Annotated in this window: 20 protein-coding genes and 2 pseudogenes; 15 read left to right on the top strand and 7 right to left on the bottom strand. The window is 42.0% G+C overall.

What is annotated here, in order from left to right:
• Positions 1-65: 65 nt before the first annotated feature.
• The 3 genes from pdhA (at position 66) to ACOCD9_RS19290 (ending at position 3,122) form a co-directional block, all read left to right on the top strand.
• A complete protein-coding gene (pdhA, locus tag ACOCD9_RS19300) occupies positions 66-1,100 on the top strand; it encodes a pyruvate dehydrogenase (acetyl-transferring) E1 component subunit alpha (RefSeq protein ID WP_008200476.1) in 1,035 nt (344 codons plus the stop codon).
• 187 nt (positions 1,101-1,287) lie between these two features.
• Positions 1,288-2,070: a hypothetical protein gene (locus ACOCD9_RS19295; protein WP_287699921.1), complete on the top strand. Its 783-nt coding sequence runs from the start codon at positions 1,288-1,290 to the stop codon at positions 2,068-2,070.
• 113 nt (positions 2,071-2,183) lie between these two features.
• Positions 2,184-3,122 (top strand): glycosyltransferase family 2 protein, encoded by a 939-nt coding sequence (locus tag ACOCD9_RS19290; RefSeq protein WP_287699920.1) that lies wholly within the window; start codon positions 2,184-2,186, stop codon positions 3,120-3,122.
• A gap of 235 nt (positions 3,123-3,357) precedes the next feature.
• Here ACOCD9_RS19290 and ACOCD9_RS19285 read toward each other — a convergent pair whose 3' ends face one another.
• Positions 3,358-3,699 carry a hypothetical protein gene (locus ACOCD9_RS19285; protein WP_287699919.1) on the bottom strand — a complete coding sequence of 114 codons (342 nt, stop codon included), beginning with the start codon at positions 3,697-3,699 and terminating at the stop codon, positions 3,358-3,360.
• A 34-nt stretch (positions 3,700-3,733) separates the two neighbouring features.
• Here ACOCD9_RS19285 and aat point away from each other — a divergent pair, with 34 nt between their 5' ends.
• Together aat and ACOCD9_RS19275 are read left to right on the top strand one after the other, a co-directional pair.
• Positions 3,734-4,315: a leucyl/phenylalanyl-tRNA--protein transferase gene (aat, locus tag ACOCD9_RS19280; protein ID WP_287699918.1), complete on the top strand. Its 582-nt coding sequence runs from the start codon at positions 3,734-3,736 to the stop codon at positions 4,313-4,315.
• A gap of 111 nt (positions 4,316-4,426) precedes the next feature.
• Positions 4,427-4,547: pseudogene (locus tag ACOCD9_RS19275) on the top strand (IS4 family transposase); the annotation flags it as partial.
• Between the two features lie 477 nt (positions 4,548-5,024).
• Here ACOCD9_RS19275 and ACOCD9_RS19270 read toward each other — a convergent pair.
• The gene (locus tag ACOCD9_RS19270) at positions 5,025-5,339 is read right to left on the bottom strand and encodes a DUF5615 family PIN-like protein (protein ID WP_287700720.1); all 315 of its coding nucleotides are present in this window, start codon (positions 5,337-5,339) and stop codon (positions 5,025-5,027) included.
• 20 nt (positions 5,340-5,359) lie between these two features.
• Positions 5,360-5,584 (bottom strand): DUF433 domain-containing protein, encoded by a 225-nt coding sequence (locus ACOCD9_RS19265; RefSeq protein WP_287700715.1) that lies wholly within the window; start codon positions 5,582-5,584, stop codon positions 5,360-5,362.
• A gap of 586 nt (positions 5,585-6,170) precedes the next feature.
• On the opposite strand from ACOCD9_RS19265, the gene acsF reads away from it, so the two are divergent.
• The 5 genes from acsF (at position 6,171) to ACOCD9_RS19240 (ending at position 13,676) form a co-directional block, all read left to right on the top strand.
• Positions 6,171-7,247, top strand: coding sequence for a magnesium-protoporphyrin IX monomethyl ester (oxidative) cyclase (gene acsF / locus ACOCD9_RS19260; RefSeq protein ID WP_002742302.1), 1,077 nt, complete (start codon positions 6,171-6,173; stop codon positions 7,245-7,247).
• A gap of 157 nt (positions 7,248-7,404) precedes the next feature.
• Positions 7,405-7,923 (top strand): zinc ribbon domain-containing protein, encoded by a 519-nt coding sequence (locus ACOCD9_RS19255; RefSeq protein WP_419548209.1) that lies wholly within the window; start codon positions 7,405-7,407, stop codon positions 7,921-7,923.
• A 403-nt stretch (positions 7,924-8,326) separates the two neighbouring features.
• Positions 8,327-9,643 (top strand): AAA-like domain-containing protein, encoded by a 1,317-nt coding sequence (locus ACOCD9_RS19250; RefSeq protein WP_419548208.1) that lies wholly within the window; start codon positions 8,327-8,329, stop codon positions 9,641-9,643.
• Positions 9,640-12,522, top strand: coding sequence for an AAA-like domain-containing protein (locus ACOCD9_RS19245; RefSeq protein ID WP_419548207.1), 2,883 nt, complete (start codon positions 9,640-9,642; stop codon positions 12,520-12,522). The genes ACOCD9_RS19250 and ACOCD9_RS19245 overlap by 4 nt, the downstream gene beginning before the upstream one ends.
• A gap of 56 nt (positions 12,523-12,578) precedes the next feature.
• On the top strand, positions 12,579-13,676 hold the full coding sequence (locus ACOCD9_RS19240; protein WP_419548206.1) for a glucokinase: 1,098 nt from the start codon (positions 12,579-12,581) through the stop codon (positions 13,674-13,676).
• Between the two features lie 47 nt (positions 13,677-13,723).
• Here ACOCD9_RS19240 and glk read toward each other — a convergent pair whose 3' ends face one another.
• Positions 13,724-14,692 (bottom strand): glucokinase, encoded by a 969-nt coding sequence (glk, locus tag ACOCD9_RS19235; RefSeq protein ID WP_419548205.1) that lies wholly within the window; start codon positions 14,690-14,692, stop codon positions 13,724-13,726.
• Positions 14,693-15,222: 530 nt separating this feature from the next.
• Between glk and ACOCD9_RS19230 the strand changes: the two genes are divergently transcribed.
• A complete protein-coding gene (locus ACOCD9_RS19230) occupies positions 15,223-15,456 on the top strand; it encodes a hypothetical protein (RefSeq protein WP_419548204.1) in 234 nt (77 codons plus the stop codon).
• A pseudogene (locus tag ACOCD9_RS19225) lies at positions 15,453-15,776 on the top strand (Txe/YoeB family addiction module toxin). The gene ACOCD9_RS19230 and the pseudogene ACOCD9_RS19225 overlap by 4 nt, the downstream one beginning before the upstream one ends.
• On the opposite strand, the gene ACOCD9_RS19220 reads toward ACOCD9_RS19225, so the two are convergent.
• Positions 15,757-16,980: an ABC transporter substrate-binding protein gene (locus ACOCD9_RS19220; RefSeq protein WP_149985769.1), complete on the bottom strand. Its 1,224-nt coding sequence runs from the start codon at positions 16,978-16,980 to the stop codon at positions 15,757-15,759. The pseudogene ACOCD9_RS19225 and the gene ACOCD9_RS19220 sit on opposite strands and share 20 nt — an antisense overlap.
• A 274-nt stretch (positions 16,981-17,254) precedes the next feature.
• Here ACOCD9_RS19220 and ACOCD9_RS19215 point away from each other — a divergent pair, with 274 nt between their 5' ends.
• The 3 genes from ACOCD9_RS19215 (at position 17,255) to ACOCD9_RS19205 (ending at position 20,109) form a co-directional block, all read left to right on the top strand.
• Complete coding sequence (locus ACOCD9_RS19215; RefSeq protein WP_271925683.1) at positions 17,255-17,560, top strand: DUF6825 family protein; 306 nt, start codon at positions 17,255-17,257, stop codon at positions 17,558-17,560.
• Positions 17,561-17,650: 90 nt separating this feature from the next.
• A complete protein-coding gene (locus tag ACOCD9_RS19210; protein WP_419548215.1) occupies positions 17,651-19,339 on the top strand; it encodes an AarF/UbiB family protein in 1,689 nt (562 codons plus the stop codon).
• A 44-nt stretch (positions 19,340-19,383) separates the two neighbouring features.
• Entirely contained in the window at positions 19,384-20,109 is a 726-nt protein-coding gene (locus ACOCD9_RS19205) for a Stp1/IreP family PP2C-type Ser/Thr phosphatase (protein WP_419548203.1), read from the top strand.
• 37 nt (positions 20,110-20,146) lie between these two features.
• Here the strand turns inward: ACOCD9_RS19205 and ACOCD9_RS19200 are convergent, their stop codons facing one another.
• Both ACOCD9_RS19200 and ACOCD9_RS19195 read right to left on the bottom strand, forming a co-directional pair.
• Positions 20,147-21,547 (bottom strand): ankyrin repeat domain-containing protein, encoded by a 1,401-nt coding sequence (locus ACOCD9_RS19200; protein ID WP_419548214.1) that lies wholly within the window; start codon positions 21,545-21,547, stop codon positions 20,147-20,149.
• Between the two features lie 20 nt (positions 21,548-21,567).
• Positions 21,568-22,698, bottom strand: coding sequence for an ATP-binding protein (locus ACOCD9_RS19195; RefSeq protein WP_419548202.1), 1,131 nt, complete (start codon positions 22,696-22,698; stop codon positions 21,568-21,570).
• Positions 22,699-22,977 lie beyond the last annotated feature (279 nt).

Here is a 22,977-nt window from a genome sequence, read left to right as displayed (position 1 = left end):
TCTCGAAAAATCTACCGCTTCCTCTCCCCTTGCCTTTTTGTTGTCTAAATGATACTACAGACCCTATGATTTCCGAACGTACTTTACCAACCTTTAATCCTGCTTCCATCATTATTACCAAAGCTGAAGGTCTTCGCCTATACGAGGATATGGTTTTGGGGCGGATGTTTGAAGATAAATGTGCCGAAATGTATTATCGGGGCAAAATGTTCGGTTTTGTCCATCTCTACAACGGTCAGGAAGCGATATCTAGCGGTATTATTAAAGCCTTGCGTCAGGGAGAAGATTACGTTTCTAGCACCTATCGCGATCACGTCCACGCCCTCAGTGCCGGAGTTCCCGCTAAGGAGGTAATGGCGGAGTTATTCGGCAAAGCTACCGGTTGTAGTAAAGGACGGGGCGGCTCCATGCATATGTTTTCCGCCGAACATAAGCTTTTAGGGGGTTACGCTTTTGTGGCCGAGGGGATTCCCGTCGCTACCGGAGCGGCTTTTCAGAGTAAATACCGTCGCGAAGCCATGGGTGATGCCAGTGCCGATCAGGTAACGGTTTGTTTCTTTGGGGATGGGGCGAGCAATAATGGCCAGTTTTTTGAGTGTCTGAATATGGCCGCCCTCTGGAAGTTGCCGATTATCTATGTGGTGGAAAATAATAAGTGGGCGATCGGTATGGCCCACGATCGAGCCACTTCTCAACCGGAAATCTATAAAAAAGCCAGTGTTTTTAGTATGGTCGGTGTGGAAGTGGACGGTATGGATGTGGTCGCCGTTCATGCCGCCGCCAGAGAAGCTGTAGCCCGCGCCCGCGCTGGTGAGGGGCCGACTTTGATTGAGGCCTTAACCTATCGTTTCCGGGGTCACTCTCTGGCAGATCCCGACGAGTTACGCAGTGCTGACGAGAAACAATTCTGGGGCGAAAGAGATCCGATCACTCGCTTTGCCGCCTATCTCTACGAGCGAGATCTGGCCACGAGAGAAGAATTAAAAGAAATCGAGGAGAAAATTCAAGCTGAAATCGAGGCAGCGGTTAAATTTGCCGAATCTAGCCCCGAACCCGATCCTAGTGAACTAACTCGCTTTATTTTTGCCGAAGACGAGTAATTTCAGTGATCAGTTACCAGTTATTCAGATTTGAGTAATCAGTAATCAGTGATCACTGATTACTTAAGGTATTCTATGAGAGGGAGCAGAAAAATCCCGCCTCGAAGATGGTTGTTGTTGAAAAAATCTGTAAAAAACAGTTGCGCTCTTGTATAATTCGCTAAAATCCAGAGAAATAGCTTTTGCCATGGCGACTACAGAAGCATTGAACCCCAGTCAGTTCTCACTCTTAACCAACCTCACCGCTGATCGTTCAAGTTCACCCAACCCACAAGAAGAAATGGACAAAGTTATCATTCTCGTTAATGCCGAAGCTCAAGCCAGTGGTCAGATGTCTCGGCTATCGCCCGTTACCGAAAAGATGGTGATTGCCTTAAAAAATGCGGTTCCTAAATCCTTGGCGGTGGAGGTGACGGGGACGGCTTCTTTGTGGTCAAAAATGGAGTCGGGTAAAACCAGCCAGAATAATTTAATCTGGTGTCCCTTAACAATTCAATTACCCAATTGGGTGAATTTTCCTGGTAAAAAAGTTTATCAAGCTTGTCGGGATATCGAAGAAAGACGCGCTTGGGTTGCCCATACCCTGCACTATAAAACCAGTCAGGGAGATTCTTCTTTTGGGGATCTTTGGTTGCCGATCACGGTGACATCTAAGGGTTTAGAATACGGTGAGGTAATCGGAGAAGGCATGATCCCCAACGCCTACAGTCAACCGATTAGTCTGGAAAGAGAGAGTCTTAAGTCTTTACATCGGCTGGCAGCGCAATTACTGGATAATTTACAGGCTCCTGCTTCCGTTTATTTGCTACAGTTTCGTCTGGCTCATCGAGAAGTGGTTTTTGATCGTCTCTGGCCTTTTCCTGCCGCACCTGCGATCGCTTCTCTGCGCGGTCAACAGACGGATCTCTATGCATCCTACTGGAATTGTTTACGTCGGCAAGCAACGCTCGATCATTCCTTGGCAATTTAAAGGCACTGTCTAGCAGTAATCTATTAAGTTGACAAAAGGGATACTTTAGCAGAATATTTAGAGCGTAGCAGCCGCCATAAAAACACGGCTGTTGTCCGTTCAACCTCTCGAAAATGCCGAAATACTCGCTAATTATCCCGATTTATAACGAGGAAGAAACCATTCCAGAACTCTATCGTCGTGTCAGTGCCGTCATGGATAGTTTAGATGATTCTGTGGAACTGATTCTGATTAATGATGGCAGTCGAGACCGTTCCTTAAATTTAATGCGGGAACTACAGGAAAGAGATGCTAGGGTCTGTTACATTAGCTTTGCTCGTAACTTTGGCCATCAGGCAGCAGTAACGGCAGGACTTAATTTTGCTAGGGGTCAAGTTATTGTTGTCCTCGATGCCGACTTGCAGGATCCACCGGAATTGATTCCCAAAATGATTGAGTCTTGGCAAGCAGGTTATCATGTGGTTTACGCCCAGAGAACAAAACGGAAAAAAGAAAGTTGGTTTAAACGCCTAACTGCCTACGTTTTCTATAGATTGCTGCGACGATTAGCTGACGTGGATATCCCTGCGGACACGGGGGATTTTTGTCTGATGGATCGTCAGGTAGTGGACGTATTAAATTCTATGCCAGAACGGAATCGTTATATTCGCGGTTTGCGCGCTTGGATTGGTTTCCGACAAACTGCTGTTAAATTTGAGCGGGATCCCCGGTTTGCTGGCGAAGTCAAATACACTTTTAAAAAATCCCTAGCTTTAGCGATTAATAGCTTGGTGTCTTTTTCTAAGATTCCCCTGCGTCTTTCCACTTATTTAGGCTTATTTTCTGCTTTAATTGCTCTGTTTATGGCTTTACTGGTTCTCTACTGGCGCCTGCAGCAACCCGACTCTCCCGTTACCGGTTTAGCTACTATCTTGATCGCTGTGTTTTTCTTGGGTTCGGTACAATTGATCGGTATCGGCATATTAGGTGAATACATCGGGCGAATTTACGAAGAAGTTAAAGGCAGACCCGCTTATACGATCGCTGAGATCGCTGGGCTGGAAATCAATTAAACTTTTCCAACAACTATCAATTAATTCTTGTCGATTAAAGATTTTGTTAACTTCTTAAATAAGCAATAAGCTGTTGACTCTCTAAATTACTGGTTAAGACTGTCTATGATCGAGGAGAGAGGGTTTGATCATTTGTCCTAAAATTTCTAATAGGCAGTGCAGCTTACCCCATTCGTACAAAAAAATCAGCAGAGCAGCTAATGGAAATTAAACTCCAATAGCGGAGAAAAACTGTCTAACTTTGCCCACAACAGCGATCGATCCCTAAACTATCTAAAATTAAATCACTGACGGCGTTAGCGATGGCAAATTCACTATAAAAACTTTCGCGGAAATCAAAAGCTTGCATCTCGGTAACGATCGCAATCACCAAGTTACCGAGATCGTTTTCCCCTTCCAAACGCTGACGCAGAAAAATTTGACTAGCACGTTCAGCGATAGTTTCATTAATAGCTTCGGGAATAAATTCTGCATCTAACCAACGATGCAAAGCGTTGCGCAGCCAGGTTTGTTCCTGTTGGGGATTTTCGATCGGTGGTAAAGTAATAGGCGGAATTGGTGAGGGATAATCGGGCATAATTAGAGAATGATCAGGCTACAAGACTGAATTCTTGGGGGGAGTCGTGGATACCGCCTCTATTATACAAGGATACGCACGCGGTTACTTTCTCATGGCCGATGAGGGGGGGCGATTGGATTGGTATTCTAGTAGAAATCGCGCTCTTATCCCTCTAGATCGGCGTTTTAGGTATCCCAAGTCCCTAAAACGAGTTTTGAATCAAAATCGCTTTAGCGTGGCTATCAACCGCGATTTTGCTGGGGTTTGTGCTGGTTGTGCCGATCGCTCGCTGACTTGGATTTCCCCGGAGTTAATCCAAATCTATCAGCAATTACACCAAGCCGGTTGGGCCTACAGTTTCGAGACTTGGCAAGGGGATCAATTAGCGGGGGGGATTTTAGGTTTAGCAATTCGCGGGGTTTTTATCGGGGAATCGATGTTTTATAAAATTCCCGATGGTTCTAAGGTAGCCATGGTCAAGTTAGTTGAACACCTCAGAGAACGGGATTTCTGTCTATTTGATGCCCAAATGCAAAATCCCCATCTGGCTAGATTTGGGTCCTATACTATCCGCGAAAAAGAATATCATCCCCTACTGGAAAGCGCTCTGTTGAAGCATTGCCATTTTGTTTAAGTATTGTTTCCGATTGTAAGTAGCTAGACACAATCTAAGTACAGCACAAAAAGCTTGAAAAGTAGGCGGGAGTAGGGTTTTATGAGAAATGGCACTAATCTCGAAACCCCTATGAACCAGTATAACGCATTGAAACAAGCTCTCAAACCTCCTAAAGGGATGGCACGGAGCAAGACTCTCTTTCCTCGCTCTATTCTTACTGGCTCTGTTGAAAGTAAAAACCGTCAACCTCAAGAGACCTCTTGCAAAAGTCTTAAGTCGATCCTTGTACAGCAACATTTTTGAAGATTATCAACTACTAATAAATAATTAACTGAAAGTCCCTCCCATTATTGTTTCTATCGTTTGTTTTCGGATTTATGCAAGAGGTCTCTTGTTTACTAGACTGTGACTGTATCAGCAAAGCAGATGTCGCAAAACCACTTGCCCCTGTTGCGATCGCTGCCACACCAGACCGAAGTCCCGAACCCCCAGATGCAATCACTACGCCGCCAACAACAACGCCTGCAGCGATCAAAGGAATATGAAATAACAATAGATTCACAGGTCTTACTGATATTTTTCCTAAAACGAATTATACCAGTTCTTACTTATATTTGATGAAAGATGTAGGCATAAAAGTGCCCATCACCCGCCGCAAACCACCTCTGTCTCATAACCGATCAATTGTTGGCGGTCGGTGTGCATGGACACCTGTTAGCTTGCGCTGCTAGTTTCCGCTGATTTCGACTAACGCTTCACCTGCTAGTAAAAGTTCTAATGCTTCTAGCAAAGTAGCACTCAAAATTTCTCGCAACCGGACATTGGAAGTATTGCCGCACGTTAACCAGATGATTTGTGGTGGCGATCCAAGACGCTCAACTAGATCAACAAAATCGCTGTCTTTAGTCATGAAAATAACTCCTTGAGCCTTTGCCGCCTCGAAAATCTCAGGGTCTTCAGCATCTCTCAAACCAATATCGCCTAAAGCTAATGCTGTTATTCCAAAAGTGCTGGAAATCCAAGTTGCAATTGCAGGTGACAGATGTGCGTCTACCTAGATTATCATGCTACCAACACTGGGTGATTAAGCTTACGTGAGGCATGTAGAAGTGCTGCTTTTAAGTCATCTGCCTCCAAATCAGGCATTTCTTCTAAGATTTGTTCAGCATTTAGTCCAGCCGCAAATAAGTCCAGTACGTCTGATACCCTAATTCTCATGCCTCGAATGCAGGGACGACCACCACATTGTTTAGGATTGACAGTAATTCTTGTGAGTAAGTCTGACATGCTATTCCACTTTAAAATAAGTTCTATCCTAACCCAACTCAAGCCAGTTGATTATAGGTCAACTTTCTGTATAACACTCTCTGGGGTAACGATATGGGTCAACCTTCTGTATATCTGATCGCCAGAAGTTTTCCCTATATCACACCCAAAAGCGTGTTAGCCAGATTAGCATATTGCCAAAAACCTTGTTTAACTTAATTCCTGACAACAAGCTAAAATAACAGGAGTTTTCCTGGATTCTAGGAAGATAGAAACTAAGCACATCAAAGCTTTTAACTTAACCAATTAGGTTTTAGATTCGTCCCTTGTTATCAGGTGTGAGTTTTCAGTTTACCGATTACTGATGACTGTTTACTGATCACCGAACAAACTCCACCTCTCCGAACAGTTGTCAAGACTCCTGGGGAAAAAGCCGCGTTTGTTTACACAGCTTAATTAAGAGTTGTAACTTTTAATGAACAGGAAGGGAGTCTAGGGCTGAGAGCTTGCTATAGTGAATCCTAGCCGTTTTTTCACGGCTCGTCATTATCAAGTCAGAGCCTTTACTCGTCTCAATCATCATCCCAGAGTAAAATCAATAATCCCTATGGTCAGCACGATCCAAAAACCAGAATTCGAGGAAATCCGTCCGGGTATAAAAGTTCCCGCTAAAGAAACGATCCTCACTCCCCGCTTCTACACCACTGATTTTGAAGCGATGGCGGAAATGTCGATCGCCGCTAATGAGGAAGAACTGAAAGCGATTTTAGAGGAATTCCGTACCGATTATAACCGGCATCACTTCGTTCGCAATCAAGAATTCGATCGCTCTTGGGAGCATATTGATGGCGAAACTCGTCGCTTATTCGTGGAATTTCTGGAAAGATCCTGCACGGCTGAATTTTCCGGCTTTCTTCTCTACAAAGAACTCGGCAGACGTTTAAAAAACAGAAATCCCGTTCTCGCAGAATGCTTTAACCTCATGTCCCGGGACGAAGCGCGTCATGCTGGGTTCCTTAATAAGGCTTTATCGGATTTTAACCTCTCCCTTGACTTGGGATTTTTAACCAAAAGCCGTAACTACACCTTCTTTAAACCGAAATTTATCTTCTACGCCACCTATCTTTCCGAAAAAATCGGTTATTGGCGCTATATCACCATTTATCGTCATCTCGAACAACATCCCGAAGATCGGGTTTATCCGATTTTTAACTTCTTCGAGAATTGGTGTCAAGACGAAAACCGTCACGGGGACTTCTTCGATGCGATCATGCGTGCGCAGCCTGATATTCTTAATGATTGGCGCGCTCGTCTCTGGTGTCGTTTCTTCCTGCTTTCGGTCTTCGCTACGATGTACCTCAATGATACTCAGCGTTCTGGTTTCTACGCCATTCTCGGTTTGGACGCTCGCGAGTACGATAAGTATGTGATCGAGAAGACCAATGAAACCGCCGGCCGCGTCTTCCCGATTGTTCTCGATGTGGATAGTCCTGAATTTTATGATCGCCTAGAGATTTGTGTTCGCAATAACGAAGGATTACGGGCGATCGATAGCGAAAACAGTCCCGCACCGGTTAAATTCCTGAAGAAATTGCCTATCTTCGCCTCTAACGCTTGGCAATTCCTCAAATTGTACCTGATGAAACCGATTCGGGTCGATAAATTAGCCGGTAGCGTCCGTTAAAAAGTTTGTTTTCTTGAGACATGGTGAGGGTGGGTAAAACCACCCTTTTTTTGTCGATAAAATTCTTAAGAAAATCCTCTAACATTTTTATCCTCGCTAGACTGGATCCTAGGGGTGTTAACTAGCTTTTTACTTTTTACTTTTCACTGTCAAAAATATGGCTATTTATAGTGAATTACCCACAGGACAACGTCTCTATCTCGATAATCAAGGGCTGCAGACGATTGTAACCCTCGCTAGTGGTGCAGTGGGACAACAACAGCAGTCTAGCAGTAGTTTTGCTACGGGAGTTTGGACAAAAGAACCCCAAATAGAGATAATTCCCCAAGGGGCAATTATTGAAATTATCACCGAAACCGGACCCCACAGAATCCAAATTCAAGGAAGCAGTATCGGTTTTTCCTCTCCTCATACCTCTGGAGTTTCTCAGTCCTCTCAATCGACAACCGCTACCAGTTTCTCCTCCTCACCGATGCAACCGATGCAACCGATGCAACCGATGAAAATGGGTAATATGTCGATGAATTTTACCCCCATGGAAATGGAGATGGGAGATATGAAAATGAGTATGGGAGACACAAAAACCGTCAGTAAAACGCGGTTTTGTAGTCAATGCGGGGCAAAAGTAGCGGCAACCGATCGCTTTTGTAGTAGCTGTGGTCATCAGTTACAGTAATAAAACCTGTTTAGCTAAATCTATAACTCCTTTTCGGGCAAAATTTTGGGGAGCATCTCATTTATGCAGGTGAGTAATTATACTTGTCACTAAAACTGTTTTCTAGCAAGGCTTTCAAAATAGCTTGACATAAAAACCTGATTTAAAGGTTACAAAGGTGAGATGCTCCCAAATTTTGTTTATATTAGCTAAATTTACCCGCTTCTAACCAGATTCGTCCACAGCGATCAAAAAGTTTATCGAATAGGGAATTGGCTGTGCCAAAGTAATAAAGCAACCGGTGTAAAGATCAGTTGCTCTGGAGAAGAACTGTATTTCAAGGAGGAATTGCTGAACTGCCCAATTTTGCTATACTGAAACCCATAACTCAAAATAGCGTTTGTTAAGTCGAGGTGTTAATGCAATGGAACCCATAGCTCTTATTTTGACAGCATTGGCGGCTGGGGTAACTTCCGCAGTTCAGGAACCTGTCAAGATGGCGGCAAAGGATGCTTATGATTACTTCAAGGGTTTGCTTAAGAAAAAGCTTAAGGAAAAAGATCACAACGAAGCGGTAGATTTAGTGGATAATCCTGATGAGCAAAATAAACCTCTTTTAGAAGCGCTATTGAAAGAAGCGGGCATAGACAAAATGCCTGATGTCATCGAAGCAGCCAACAAAGTAACAGTAATTTGCCGCCCCCACATAAACACGGCTCCTTATTTAGAAAACTACCAATCACTTCTCCAAGAACATTCTTTGATCCATATAAAAGCCCCAGATAAAATGGGAAAGACTCGGCTAGTTAATCATATTTTTAATTCTTTCAATTCCAACAATTATCGAAAGGTTCTATTAAGCATGGAGGAATTCGATATACAAGACCAAGCTGAGGCGGGAAGGCTTTTCTATCGTTTTTGTCAAGAAATTAGTAATAAAGTAGATTTACACCACAATTTTATAGACGATTGGAAAAGCATAAGGAGTTCAGGATATAAATTAAAATGTATTCAATATTTTGAAAGGTTTTTATTACCTTCTAAAAACTCTCCCATCGTTATAGTTATCGACGATCTGAACAAACTTGACAAGGATCCAACCTATAAAGAGTTTTGTTCAATGCTAAGAGCGTTTTACAATAGATGTGCAAGAAGTAGTACTCAAGATCACGGAAGTTGGAGCAGGCTTGGATTAATTATTGCACACTCAAGAATGCCAGTCCTGAACGAGAACGAATCTCCTTTTAGTGTGGGAAAAGTAATTCGATTACCTGAATTCACTGTTGATGAGGTACAATCTCTTGCCAGTCAGTATGAAATTCAGATGGATTCCACAACCATTTCCCTAATCATGCGATTAGTTGGGGGACACCCTTATTTGATCAGTTTATCTTTTGAACATCTAAAAAACCCAAATCACCTAAATAAATTACTCAGAAAAATTCAAAGTGAGCAATCATCACCAGGTGAGCAATCATTACTAGATGCAGTGCATAAAGAACTGGAAGGTATTTATACACCGCATCTAAATAAATTACTCAGAAAAATTCAAGTTATCGGTGTTCAATCATTAGAAGAGGCACTATATAGGGTTATATCTACACCGAAACCAATTTACATAAGCCCCCTGATTGCGGAGGAATTAGAGGAGATGGGATTAATTAAGTTGGGAAGCCATTATGCTGATCCTTCTTGTGAGCTATATAGAATTTTCTTTCAAAATACAATTAGAAGAGCATGAACGCCCAAAACCCTTCAACTTCCTCTATACCTTCTGCGTTACCTTATAAGCATCCTGATTATATCAAGCGCAATGCGGATGAAGAATTGCTCGGATCCCTTAGAAATGGGGATTTTTGTTGTGTTCTAAATTCTCCGAAGACTGGGAAAAGCAGTCTTATGGTTCAAATATTTAATGATTTGAAAAAAGAGGGCTTTCTTTGTATATCAATAGATTTAACTTTTGTAGAAAAGATAAATTATACTTCTGATGAATTTTATAGAGATTTTAGTCAAGAATTATTAAACAATTTAACAGAAAATAAAATTTTATCGAGTTTTGATCTAGACAACTGGTGGCTGACAAAGAGTAGCCTAGGTCCTCTTTATCGTCTGAAAAGTTTTATTACTGATATTATACTGCAAGAAACTTCTCAAAAATTAGTCATTTTTGTTGATGAAATTAATTGTACTTTAAATTTCGAGTCTCGGAGTGATTTTTTTAAATTAATTCGCTTATTTTATAACCGTCGCGAGATGACAGCCGATTACAAACGTCTGACTTTTGCACTTTTTGGTATTGCTACTCCTTCAGAGCTATGTCCAAATGAAAGGATTAGTCCTTTTGACGTTGGCAAAAATATTAAATTGAGGCCCTTTCAACCTCACGAAATAACTCCCTTGAAAGATAAATTAGTCAAAGAGATTAACTATTCTGAAGCTAAAGCTACAGAGGCAATGGTAAAAATTTTATCATTTACAAATGGACACCCATACTTAACACATTGCCTTTGTAAATTAGTTATTGAGGAAAGTACCAACACCAATACTGGTACTGATACCAATATTGATCAATTAGTTGAAGAAAAAATTATCAGAGGTTGGCGAAATTTAGATTGTGAAGAGCATTTTCAGAGAATAATAAGATTTCTATCAGAACCAAACAAAAGGTCTATGGATTTATTAGATTTATACAAGGAAATCGTGCTAAGTAGCTTGAATAATTGTTCTACAGTACGTTCAAAAAGTAGTGATATGCTGCAAATTGAGCTTAAGCTTTTGGGATTAGTGTTAGAAGAAGATCATGTTCTTAAGCCTTATTGTGAGATATACAAACAAATCTTCAATCTAAATTGGATTGAACTTCAACAAAGAGAATTTATTTTTTATAGAGACGATTATGATAATTACCATAACGCTGATGAACGGCAAAAAGAACTTTATTTACTTACTGGAAAAATATTAAAACGTACTTTAGAATGGGCAAAAGACCATGAAAACATCGTTAGACATTTAGAAAATAGATTTTTTGAAGAATCTAGGCAATTTTGGAATAAAGTTCAGGACATTTTTCCTAACGAATCTGAGGATAAATGGGAAACAATTGTTAAAGCGATTAATAACCTTACAGGGGGATTTTATCAATTTAGTAATGTTATTTTTAATATTATTGCTAACAACAATAACGTTGTAGATTTACAACAGAATGAAGTTCACGGTCGGCTAGAAGATTTAGTTTTCTCACATCTCAATCTTTTTGAGGAATATGATCAGTTTCAGAAAGATCGAGACCAATTTTTAAATCAGGACGACAGTTTTGAGTTAATTTCTCTCTTTGAAAAAATTACTCAAAACGAGCCGATTCTCTTCGATGAAAAAAATCCACAACATCGTAAACTAAAAGATATGTGTTTTATAATTCTAGATAAGGAGCATAATTTAAGGATACTCAACAAGATTTATGAAAAAATTCTAGATCAAAACTGGATCAAGGAAGTCATGGCGGGACTCCGTCCCTATACAAAAGCTTTTCGAGATTGGCAACATTCGGATCGTCAAGAATCATCTTATTTATTACAAAATAATGATCTAAAACTGGCCCTAGAATGGCTAGGAAAAAAGCCCACACCTAAATTAGAGGAAGGAGAGATTGAATTTGTAATGACCAGTTTAGTGGCGGAAGTCTGGACAACAGCTTCACCTTCTGTTCAATCTGAAGCTGTTTTATTGATCACAACTTCTCGACCATCATTACAAGGGAAAAATAACTACTCTGACTTTCTACTCCGAGAGATTTTACAATGGACAACCTCTCAAACTGCTGCCTTAAAAAAGCTTTTAGAATGGGTAAATGAGTCTGATATTCCTGTCGAAAATATCCGTAAATACCTAGAATTTCTTGTTAGATCGCAGATCAAAAACTGGAGTTATCAAGAACTATTTGACTTTGCTCTTGCTCCCCATAGCTCTTACCCTGAGAGAGAACAAAGAATTTTTATTACCTTCGACCAATACTGTCTTGGGGAAATAGACCAATCTCAAATCCAAGAACCCCTAAAAGAATGCGGAAAAATACTTGACAAATATCAAAATTTAAACGAAAATTATTTTCAGGAATTAGTATTTAACTTCCTCAAGACTAAAATTGCGAGAATCTCTCTTATGACACAACAACGACCCGAACAAGAAAAACTTGATGTTCTTCTGGACGAGACTGTTACCACCTCAAAAGGACACCTAAAATCAATCCTTATTTTTAATCTAGAGAATGGACTACCACTGTATCACAATAAACGACTCAAATCTGATGATCCAGAGCTTTATCGTGCTCTTTTTGCAGACGGTGGTGATGCAGTAGGAGAAGCAATTGAAGGATTTGAATCCCTCAGCAAGATTCAAGAAGCTTTAGATAATTTTGGCAAGGTAACTGCCTTTGGCAATCTCACATACTCAATTTTTAAATTGGCGGGGGGAACGATGATGGTTTATTTTGTCGAACTAACAACACCTTTTGCTATTTGCTTTATCGCTCCTGATGGAATTAATTTAGGACTGGTTGTAACACGCTCACAAGCAAAAATTAAGGAGATTAAAAATGAGCTAGAAGAATTAGGTTTTTAGTCTATTTTGGGTTGCTGTTTTAATTTAGATATATTTACTATAAAGGAGTCAATTTTATGGTCATTCTCGCTGGCAAAATTGCAGGTGATAAAAGCGAATTCGGTCTTTTTACTCACAAAAAAGATGACTCTCAAAAAAAAGTGATGCTGGATGCCTTAATTGCCCATGAAACTTATACAACTAAGGATTATGCTCAAGGCTTGGAAAACATGATAGAGACATTTTTAGAGCAATATTATTATGGGCAATATAATGATAATGAAGATATTTATGGTGCTTGTTTTGGTATAGCAGGACCTGTTGATCATGGCGAGGCTAGAGTTGATCGCAAGGAATTTAAAGCAACTTTTACAGAGCATGACTTCAGACAACAACTTCCCTATAACAATGTTCCTGTCTCTTTTATCAATGATATGGAAGCAATTGGCTATGGTATTTTTTTGGGAAATGGAGAAGATCAGCTAAAAGAACTTTATCCTGGTAAATCTCACCCAAATCCTGAAGATCGCCGAGTATTAATGCTAGTGAGTGGAGGTTTAGGTCAAGCATTATGGTATAGCCATGATGAAAAAAAAGGGTTAAAACCAATCTCCTCGGAAGGTGGTCATGCGGACTTTGGTGCTAGAATAGATAAAGATTGGGAACTTTTACAATTTCTGAAAGAACTGAAACAAGAGCAGGGGGATAATAGTCCCGTTAGTTATGAGTATGTTCTTTCTGCTCCTGGTTTAACCAGAATTTATCATTTTTTTCAAAGTCTTTCTGAATGGGAAAATCAGCCAAATATCAATGATGCTGATGCTATCATTCAAGCTGCCCAGGAAGGGAATCCATTATGTAAAGAAGTTTTGGATTTTTTTATCTCTATTTGGGGAGCGCAAGCAGGGAATTTGGCTCTTACCTATAAAGCCAGTGGCGGAGTTTATATTGGCGGTATTGATATTCCCATTGAAATCTTGAAAGAAGGCAAATTTATCAATGCCTTTATTGATAAAGAGGGAAATTTCAAAGCTTATAACGAAGGCATTTCTGTTAAAGTTTTTCAAGATAACAGCATTGTCATGTGGGGGGCAGCTCGACACGCTATTGAGGCGGGTTTTGTAACTAATGGTAGATTTGCAATTATGAGGGCAAATCAACAAAAAGGGCATTGAATACCCTCACAATCAAGACAACTTCTAGGATTGTCTATCCTATGCTTCTACATTTTTGTAGCAGCGTATTTTACTGCACCTCTTAATCCCTCCAGGGTATTCAAAACAATATGGACAGGAACTTTTTCTAGCAAAACAGGATTAACCCGTGCCTTATCTGTAAATGCCTTAATAAAACTGCCATTCCGCATCAATTCAATATTTTGGGCTGCAATTCCCCCCGCAATATATAAACCGCCAAACGGTAAAAAACTCACCGCCATATCCCCTGCGGCAGCCCCAAAAGCTTCTACAAAAATTGCCATTGTTTGCTGACAAAGAAAATGACCTGCTGCTGCTCCTTTAGCGATCGCCGCCCCAGGATCAGGTTGACTTAAAAAATCACCCGCATCTTCAGAAGCAAACTTGCGATCCTGCAAAAAACGAAAAATATCAACAATTCCTGGGCCAGAAACCACCCGTTCCACATCAACCTTGCCGTCGGCCCGAAGATATGCCAATAACTCCTGAGCTAACAAATTATCAGGAGCAAAACTTTCGTGGCCTCCTTCCGTTGGAAACACTCGATAGCTATCACCTTCAGGAACTGCAAACGCCTTTCCCAGACCCGTACCCGCCCCAATAATCGCGATCGGCGCATCAGGCAAAAATTCACCTTCCTGTAAAGTAACTAAAGATTTATTTTTTTCTAAGACAATATTGTAGCCAATTGCTACAAAATCATTAATAAGACTCACTTTAGCAATGTTCAATTCTTCTTGTAACCGGGCCGCATCTAATTCTGGCCAAGGTAAATTAGTGATTTTACATTTGTTGTTCAGAACAGGGCCAGCCAAAGCAAAACAAGCCTTATAAACATTACACTCATCACCCAGGAATTGTCGCACTAAAGGAACTAAACCCTCATTGCCGCTCGGATAAATTTCTTCTCGGAGAGTTGATTCATTTTTTCCGTCTGTTTCTACCAAACACAACCTGGTGTTAGTGCCACCAATATCACCGGCTAAAACTAGCATGGATTTAACTCCTAACGAAACTGTTCAAGATTATAGCATATCGAATATATTGCGATCGCTATTCTAATTATCAGAACACTTAAGTAGGGAGGCACAATTATTTGTGGGATGGGTTAGCGGTAGTGTAACATGAGCGGGCGTTGGGTTTCATGCTTCTACGTTCATCTTATATTTAATTCCACCCACCCACTTAGATTTATTCAGCAACCCCTAGCTAGATTTACAAGAACTTTTGTGGCAAAATTCTGTTTATATTGGCTGAATTGAGCCGCTTCTAACCGGATTAACCCACAGCGAGCGCATTTTTCCCACTAAATCGCCTGTTTATCTATGTCCAACATTCTTAACACTGGGGACAAGGAAGGGAGTGTTTCCCTCCCTTCCTTGATGGGTTACACAAAAGCTAGAACCTCTGGAAGTGTGTTACAAGGGATAGTCTGGCAACGAGGTAAGACTATACAGAAACGAGAAGAGCCAAGTTATCTTTGAAACTGCTATAATTAATAGAATATCAAGAATAGTAGAATTCTATGAATGCACTAAAATACCAAACAATCACCAAAAATGGTCAACTTAGTTTACCTCCCCTCGACTTACCAGAAGGAACATTTGTCGAAGCGATTTTGTTGATTAAAGAAGCTGCTGGAATGGATGAAACGGACTATCTGCTTTCCACAGAAGCTAACCGTCAACATCTCCAAGAGGCAATAGAATCTCTGAAAAATCCTGATAGTTATATTTATGTAGATGCTGCTAACTTATGATAAAAGTCGCCTTTCTAACCCGAAGTTTTGATGAGTTTAATCAATGGGCAATCGCAGATAAAAAAGTTTACGCTAAAATTGTCAGCCTTATTAAAGATGTTCAAAGATAGCCTTTTTCTGGATTAGGAAAACCAGAAGCATTAAAACATGAACTATCAGGATTATGGTCACGACGCATTACAAAAGAACATCGCCTAGTTTATAGCGTGTCTGATTATGACACAAAAGCTAGAACCTCTGGAAATGCGTTGCAAGGGTATCCCTTGCAACGAGATAGAAATGAGAAGAACCCTTTACTGATTAATTTTTCACAAAAGTAAATTTACCATTTTTACCATCGGCATCCATTTTAATTTGTGCCACGGAGAATTTATCCTGAATGATTTCCCCTTCGGGAGTAAAAGCAATATCTCCCAGGACAGTGACATACTTACCCGCTAAGATTTCCTGATTTAATTGTTGGCGAATTTGTTCGAGGGAAAGTGTACTGAGTTTATTTTTATCATCTACCCGTTTTAAGGCCTCGACAAAAACTTGAATTCCCGTAAAAGCTTGAGCGGTAAATTGGGGCGGTGCTTTTTTATTTTCTGCTGTATAAGCGGCGACAAAATCCCGATTAATAGGATTATCTAATTCCGGGTTATAAGCTTGAGCGATGAGAATACCATCACATTGAGCTTGACAAACAGGGAAAATATTAGAAGTATTTAAACCGTTGCCACCAATAATTAACCCCTGATAGCCTAATTGTCGCAACTGTTTGACCAAATTTCCTCCGTCAGCAACCAAACCAGAAATAACCACTAAATCCGGTTTAATATTAATAGCGGCGGTGGCTTGGTTTTGAAAATCTGTATCGGTGGTTTGGAATTTCTGCACGGTGACGATATCAAGATTTAAACTCTTTAGGGTTTCTTGAAAAGTTTCCGTTTCCGATTTACTAAAAGCATCATTTTGGGCAAAAAAGACAGCCACTTTTTTAATCTTGGGATCGATTTTTAAAGCGGTTTTAACCGCATTGGGAGCGACCACAGCCACAGGAGCGGACACCCTACCCACATATTCACCGATCTGGGGGATACCTTTAGCCGTGTTAGACGGGCCGAGAATGGGAACTTTAGCTCGATCGGCGATCGGACTAGCGGCAAAAGCTTGCTGGGATAGGGAGGGACCAAGAATACCCACCACCTTATCTTGAGTGATTAGGGTATTGATGGCGTTGATCGCGCCCTGTTCATCCCCAGCCACATCCTGGATAATAACTTTAATCGGTGTTCCATTGACTCCGCCCTTTTTATTAAAATATGTTTCAGCCATCTTGACACCGATCACCTGTTCCTGTCCCAATAGGGCGAGATTGCTGGTTTGAGCTAAAGCTGCGCCGATGGGAATAGCGGCAGTGGCGGCGTTTTCTGCGGGACTGGGGTTAGTTTGACCGGTGGGAGTGCCGGAATTACAGGCCACCACTAGACCAAAAGTGACTAGGGATAAGATTAAGGGGATTAATAAACGTTTTCTGAGCATCTTAACTCTCCAGGAGGATGATATTGTTGATGACACTATTATTTCGCTAATCGGGTTGATTTCAGCGATAATTCTCGACGCGATCGAATCAGATTTTGCTCCCTTAGCGCCCTTTCTTTCCCCTAATTTTGTCGATTAACCTCCCCGTCTCACCTCCGTTTTCAGAAAAACGATTTGCCTTTTCTGGTTCTGTCGCCTAACCTAGTAGTTAGGGAATCTATTATCGCCTTTCCCGTCCACAAACCCCAGCAAGCGAAAACATCCATTTAAGATTATGACTAACCCCGTTATTCACGCCTTTTTCCTCGGACGAGCGATCGCTGAAGTGGTCAGTGAACAGCTAGAAGATGCGTTTACCAACGCTTTAAGCGAATTAGGCAAATTTGATGCCGAACAACGGGAAAACCTGCGGCAATTCGTCGAAGAAGTGCAAATGAGAGCCGATCGAGCCATGGAAAAGGGAGTATATACTGATACAGACTCCAGTGGTTCCCCCAGTGCCGACGTGCAGGAAAACATCGACGAAATGCGGGCCGAAATCGCCCAATTGCGCTCGGAACTAAAAAACTACCGTAATTAACCCAAAAACCTCTTTTAGTCGCTTTAAAGCCCCAAAAATTGCGTGTCAGCCTTTCTACCCGTCCCCATTACCCCAGAGTTAAACCCAGCAATGCCGGCCCTCGAAGTCGCCAAAAATAGCTATCGTTGGAATCGAGAAAACTATTCCATCAATCGTCGTCGTCTAGATATTTGGCGATTCGTTCTCACCGTACTGTATCAATTCTGGCTCAACGGTAAAAAATGGAGCTATAACGGCGGCTATAGCCAAGAAAAACTCGCCGGCAGACGCAGAAAACAGGCCGCTTGGATTCGGGAAACCATGCTAGAATTGGGACCAACTTTTATTAAAGTCGGTCAACTGTTCTCCACTCGCGCCGATCTTTTTCCCCTGGAATATGTGGAAGAATTATCGAAACTACAGGATCAGGTTCCCGCATTTACCTACGAACAGGCCAGCAAAATTATCGAGGTATCCCTCGGTAAACCCCTCAATCAACTCTTTAAAAGCTTCGATCCTATCCCCCTGGCAGCCGCTAGTTTAGGGCAAGTTCACCGGGCCCAACTGAACACCGGGGAAGATGTGGTGGTCAAAGTCCAACGGCCCGGATTGAAAAAATTATTTAGTATCGATCTGGCTATCCTGAAAAAAATCGCCCAATACTTCCAAAATCATCCCAAATGGGGTAAAGGTCGCGATTGGACGGGTATTTATGAAGAATGCTGTAAAATTCTCTGGGAAGAAACCGATTATCTCAATGAAGGTCGTAACGCTGACACTTTTCGCCGTAATTTTCGCGGGGAAGATTGGGTGAAAGTACCAAAAGTCTATTGGCGCTACACCTCTCCCCAGGTTTTAACCCTAGAATATCTCCCCGGCATCAAAATCAGTCATTATGAAGCCCTAGAAGCGGCCGGACTCGATCGCAAATTGTTGGCTAAACTGGGGGCAAAAGCCTATCTAATTCAACTGCTCAATAACGGCTTTTTTCACGCGGATCCCCACCCCGGCAATATCGCCGTTGATAGTGATGGCTCCCTAATTTTCTACGATTTCGGCATGATGGGACAAATTAAAACCAATGTGCGCGAAAAATTAATGCAGACTCTCTTGGGAATTGCCCAAAAAGATGCCGATCGCGTGGTCACTTCTCTGGTGGATTTAGGAGCATTAACTGCTAATGGTGATATGGGAGCAGTGCGGCGATCGATCCAGTATATGCTCGATAACTTCATGGATAAACCCTTTGAGGAGCAGTCCGTGGCCTCTATCAGCGATGATCTCTATGAAATCGCCTACGATCAGCCTTTTCGCTTTCCCGCTACCTTTACCTTCGTCATGCGGGCATTTTCCACCCTAGAAGGCGTAGGCAAAGGACTCGATCCCGAATTTAACTTTATGGAAGTGGCCCAACCTTTTGCCCTGCAATTAGTAAATGATATGACAGGAAATAATGGCAGTAATATCCTCGATGAGTTAGGACGACAAGCGGCCCAAGTGAGCAGCACCGCCCTGAGTTTACCCCGACGCATCGATGATACGATCGAAAAATTAGAACGGGGTGATATCCGTGTTCGGGTACGTTCGAGCGAATCTGATCGACTTTTGCGGCGATTGGGTATGATTCAAATGGGAACCAACTATACTTTACTGATCAGTGCTTTGCTTATCTCGGCGACGCTTCTATTTGTCAGTGGTTTTGGTTGGTTAACTCTAATACCGATGGCGATTTCGCTGCTGCCGGGGATAGCTCTTGTGAGACTTTGGCGAAAAATTGAACGTCAGGATCGCATGATGTAATTGATTGCGGGATAATAAATATTGTGTTAAAAGCAGAAATTTCGATGAACAATCTTTCTTTTGGAGGAATGACCGATCCTGGTGTAGTGCGGTCGGTTAATCAGGATAGTTATTATATCGACCCCGAGCAGCGCTTTTTTATCGTTGCCGATGGTATGGGAGGTCATGCGGGGGGCCAGGAAGCTAGTCAAATCGCCACTGAAACTATCCAAGCTCATCTAGAAGAACACTGGAATTCGCCCCTGACTGCTGGAGAATTGCTGCAGGAGGCAATTACCGTCGCTAACGAGAAGATTATTGAAGATCAACTGAAACATCCCGAAAGACAGGACATGGGGACAACCCTAGTCATGGCTATCGTCCGAGACGATGGCTCTTGGTACACCCATATTGGTGATTCCCGTCTCTATCGCTTTCGTGAGCAAAAATTAGAACAGGTGACGGAGGATCATACTTGGATAGCTAGGGCGATAAAAATGGGCGATCTGTCCAAAGAAGATGCGAAAAACCACCCTTGGCGGCACATTTTATTTCAATGTCTTGGTCGTCGCGATTTGCCCCCAGTGACGGTATCTCCCCTCGATCTGCAATCCGGCGATAGTTTAATTCTCTGTAGTGATGGTTTGACGGAAGAAGTGACCGACGAGGAAATTAGTGATTATTTGCAAACTGGTGCTGATTGTCAGGAAATTGTCGAGAATTTAGTGGCAGCGGCCAAAAAAGCTGGCGGTTCTGATAATATCACCGTGGTCATGGTAACGCAAAATTGAGAGGAAATAGCGATCAGCGCTCGCCAAACTTCCACTCCTACTCGATCGCTCCCGCTTGTTGTAATAAAGAAACGATCGCCTGATGGTGATTAAATTTAGCTAACATTAAAGCGGTCATTCCCCCTTGATTTTTCTGATTTAAGTTCACCTTTCCCCCGTCTAACAAGACTTTAACCGTGTCGAGACAACCGTGATAACTGGCCCACATTAAACCGGAAGCGCCGCTAAAATCGAGTTTATTGACATCAGCGCCGATATCGATTAACCAGCGCACCAATTGACTATTATTGCCCTCACAAGCTTTCATGAGGACAGTTTTGCCATCGGGATAAACGGCGTTGGCATTAGCCCCGTAGTCAAGGAGATAACGGCAGATTTTCGTAAATTTGCGCTGTAGAGCTAAAGTTAAGGGGGTTTCTCCCTGCTGAGTTAGGTTAGGCTCCGCTCCTTGTTTTAACAATTCTAAAACGATCGCTTCGTATCCCTGCACGGTGGCGATGAGCAGGGGTGTATCACCAAAATGGTTGCGGTGATTGACAAAAGCGCCGGCTTGTAGTAGGGCCTGGACGATCTCTAAATGTCCTTCGATCGTCCCTAGATGCAGGGCCGTTTCTCCCGCCTGATTTTGATTGTCAACACTGGCCCCCTGAGCGAGTAAAATTCGGACAATATCGAAATATCCCTCAGCAGCGGCGATCATCAGGGCAGTTTCTCCCTCCTCCGTGCTGATGTTTGGATTGGCTCCGGCTTGCAGTAAAGTTTGCACGCTGCCGAGATTTCCCCTCTCTACAGCCAAAATTAGGGGAGTTTCCCCGGATAAAGTGGGAGCATCGAGGGGCAGACCACGGGTAATAAACAATTCGAGGATTTCCTGGCGATTGGCAACGAGAGCCTGTAACCAAGCTTCTTGACGTATTTCGTCATCTACACCACTATCGAGCAGTAAACGGACGATGGCGGCGTAATTTTGTCTGATCGCTACAGATAAAGCCGTATCTCCATCCCGATCGCGCATATTGACCCGAGCACCGGCGGTTAATAACTGTTCTGCGATCGCTGTATGACCCTTATAAACGGCGATCATTAGTGCTGGTGTACCATCTTGATTAACCTTATTGACATTGGCACCGGCGGCGATTAATTGAGCAAGGATTTGACTGTGATTGAGGGCAGCCGCTAACATGAGAGGGGTTAAACCTTGAGGTTGTTTACTTTTGTTGATATCAGCCCCAAATTCTCGCAAAATTGCCACAATTTCCCCATAACCCCCCTGCACGGCATAGATTAAAGCCGTAGTATTTTGGCTATCGGTGGCGTTGACATTTGCCCCCTGACTCAGTAAAGCTTGAACCCGCGCGAGATTGCCCTGACGCGCCGCTTGTATTAACAGGATATCCCAATTAGAAGCCATTAACAGTGACCGATCGGCAGAAAGTATTTTTTCTATTATCGATCTTTCTAGACAGGTAAACGGACAGAAACGCTAGTACCCCGTTCTAATTCTGAGGTGACGGCAATAGTTCCCCCATGAGCATCGATAATGCGACGGGAGAGATAAAGTCCTAACCCATTGTTGGAACTGTCTGGGGAACTGGAGTACAGGCGCTCAAAAATCCGGGGTAGTTCTTCTGCTGAAATGCCTATACCAGTATCCTCGACGACAATAGTGACAAAAGTATCTTCCTCTGTAGCGGGGATGAGATGAATTTTCACATCACCCTTTTGGGTAAATTTAATCGCATTGCCGATGAGATTGGTAAAAACGCGCCGCAGTTCCAAGCGATCGCCAGTTAGGAAAATTTCCGCAGCATTTTCGGCATTTAAGCTTAATTCTAGTCCTTTTTCTCGGGCAAGGGGAGTTAACTGCTGACAGACTTCTTCGAGAATATCGATAATCTTTAATTTAGTAAAATTAAGTGTCTTTTCGCCGTTTTCATAACAATAAACTTCCAAAAGATTATTAACCATTTCCAAGAGATTTGTATTACTGCGAATAATCACATGAATGACTCGACTCATTTCGGGAGTAATCTCACCGTATAAACCTTCTTGAAATAGTTCTAATATGTGATTGGCAGACACTAAGGGAGTTCGCAAATCGTGGGTCATCCTCGAAACAAAATCTTCTTTTTGTCTAGCCAATTGCTCTTTTTCTTGTTTGGCAATCGCCACTTCTTCTTCCGCTTCATAGATGCGTAGGGCGTTTCGCATCGCTTGATTTAAGCGCGAGGCAGAAAGACGAAATTTACTCAGATAATCCGAAGCGCCGGCTTTCATCATATCTACGGCAATTCCTTCGTCTCCGTGACCGGTTAAGACAATTAGGGGTATTTTAAGTCCCTGTTGCCGAATTTCCCGCACCAAAGTCAAACCATCTCCATCGGGTAGAAGATAATCGATAAACATACAGTCGAAAAGATTATTGGACATCTTTTCTTTAGCCTCTTGATAGTCAGCGGCTTCTGTTATTTCTATCGCCATCTCCGATGTTCTTAAGAATCGGCGCACGGCGATCCGATCTACTTCATTATCATCAACAATTAGAATTCTTAACTGGTTTAACATTGCCAATTTAAATCTGAATTTCATTACTGTCTAATCTACCCTGATAGAATACCTCGAATCGGGTTCGATGGTCAAGACATTTTCGAGGTCGATTCTTACAGCTTTTTTCTTAAAGATGAAGTACACCTCTTGCATAATTTTTTTATGGTATAGTATAAGGCTTTGCTTTTTTCTCAATTCTTAGATTGAAGTGGAAAAAAGAATAAAATGTGATCTTAGGTCAGGAAATCATCTATAATTTTGCTATGTTTATTAGCAAAATTATGGATTATCAAAACTTATCAGATGAACAATTCAAACGCC

It is taken from the genome of Microcystis sp., assembly GCF_048564745.1.
GTDB lineage: Bacteria > Cyanobacteriota > Cyanobacteriia > Cyanobacteriales > Microcystaceae > Microcystis > Microcystis ichthyoblabe_A.
The sequence above is the reverse complement of the archived record's forward strand: the minus strand, read 5'-3'. Positions and strand labels throughout refer to the sequence as shown.

Excerpts from the sequence above, each read along its gene's own strand:
- glk (WP_419548205.1), bottom strand. The coding sequence starts at position 14,692 with ATGCTAGTTTTAGCCGGTGATATTGGTGGCACTAACACCAGGTTGTGT.
- ACOCD9_RS19230 (WP_419548204.1), top strand. The coding sequence starts at position 15,223 with ATGAATGCACTAAAATACCAAACAATCACCAAAAATGGTCAACTTAGT.
- ACOCD9_RS19290 (WP_287699920.1), top strand. The coding sequence starts at position 2,184 with ATGCCGAAATACTCGCTAATTATCCCGATTTATAACGAGGAAGAAACC.
- ACOCD9_RS19215 (WP_271925683.1), top strand. The coding sequence starts at position 17,255 with ATGACTAACCCCGTTATTCACGCCTTTTTCCTCGGACGAGCGATCGCT.
- acsF (WP_002742302.1), top strand. The coding sequence starts at position 6,171 with ATGGTCAGCACGATCCAAAAACCAGAATTCGAGGAAATCCGTCCGGGT.
- ACOCD9_RS19255 (WP_419548209.1), top strand. The coding sequence starts at position 7,405 with ATGGCTATTTATAGTGAATTACCCACAGGACAACGTCTCTATCTCGAT.
- ACOCD9_RS19245 (WP_419548207.1), top strand. The coding sequence starts at position 9,640 with ATGAACGCCCAAAACCCTTCAACTTCCTCTATACCTTCTGCGTTACCT.
- ACOCD9_RS19295 (WP_287699921.1), top strand. The coding sequence starts at position 1,288 with ATGGCGACTACAGAAGCATTGAACCCCAGTCAGTTCTCACTCTTAACC.
- ACOCD9_RS19220 (WP_149985769.1), bottom strand. The coding sequence starts at position 16,980 with ATGCTCAGAAAACGTTTATTAATCCCCTTAATCTTATCCCTAGTCACT.
- ACOCD9_RS19195 (WP_419548202.1), bottom strand. The coding sequence starts at position 22,698 with ATGAAATTCAGATTTAAATTGGCAATGTTAAACCAGTTAAGAATTCTA.
- ACOCD9_RS19265 (WP_287700715.1), bottom strand. The coding sequence starts at position 5,584 with ATGTCAGACTTACTCACAAGAATTACTGTCAATCCTAAACAATGTGGT.
- pdhA (WP_008200476.1), top strand. The coding sequence starts at position 66 with ATGATTTCCGAACGTACTTTACCAACCTTTAATCCTGCTTCCATCATT.
- ACOCD9_RS19205 (WP_419548203.1), top strand. The coding sequence starts at position 19,384 with ATGAACAATCTTTCTTTTGGAGGAATGACCGATCCTGGTGTAGTGCGG.
- ACOCD9_RS19240 (WP_419548206.1), top strand. The coding sequence starts at position 12,579 with ATGGTCATTCTCGCTGGCAAAATTGCAGGTGATAAAAGCGAATTCGGT.
- ACOCD9_RS19250 (WP_419548208.1), top strand. The coding sequence starts at position 8,327 with ATGGAACCCATAGCTCTTATTTTGACAGCATTGGCGGCTGGGGTAACT.
- ACOCD9_RS19285 (WP_287699919.1), bottom strand. The coding sequence starts at position 3,699 with ATGCCCGATTATCCCTCACCAATTCCGCCTATTACTTTACCACCGATC.
- ACOCD9_RS19210 (WP_419548215.1), top strand. The coding sequence starts at position 17,651 with ATGCCGGCCCTCGAAGTCGCCAAAAATAGCTATCGTTGGAATCGAGAA.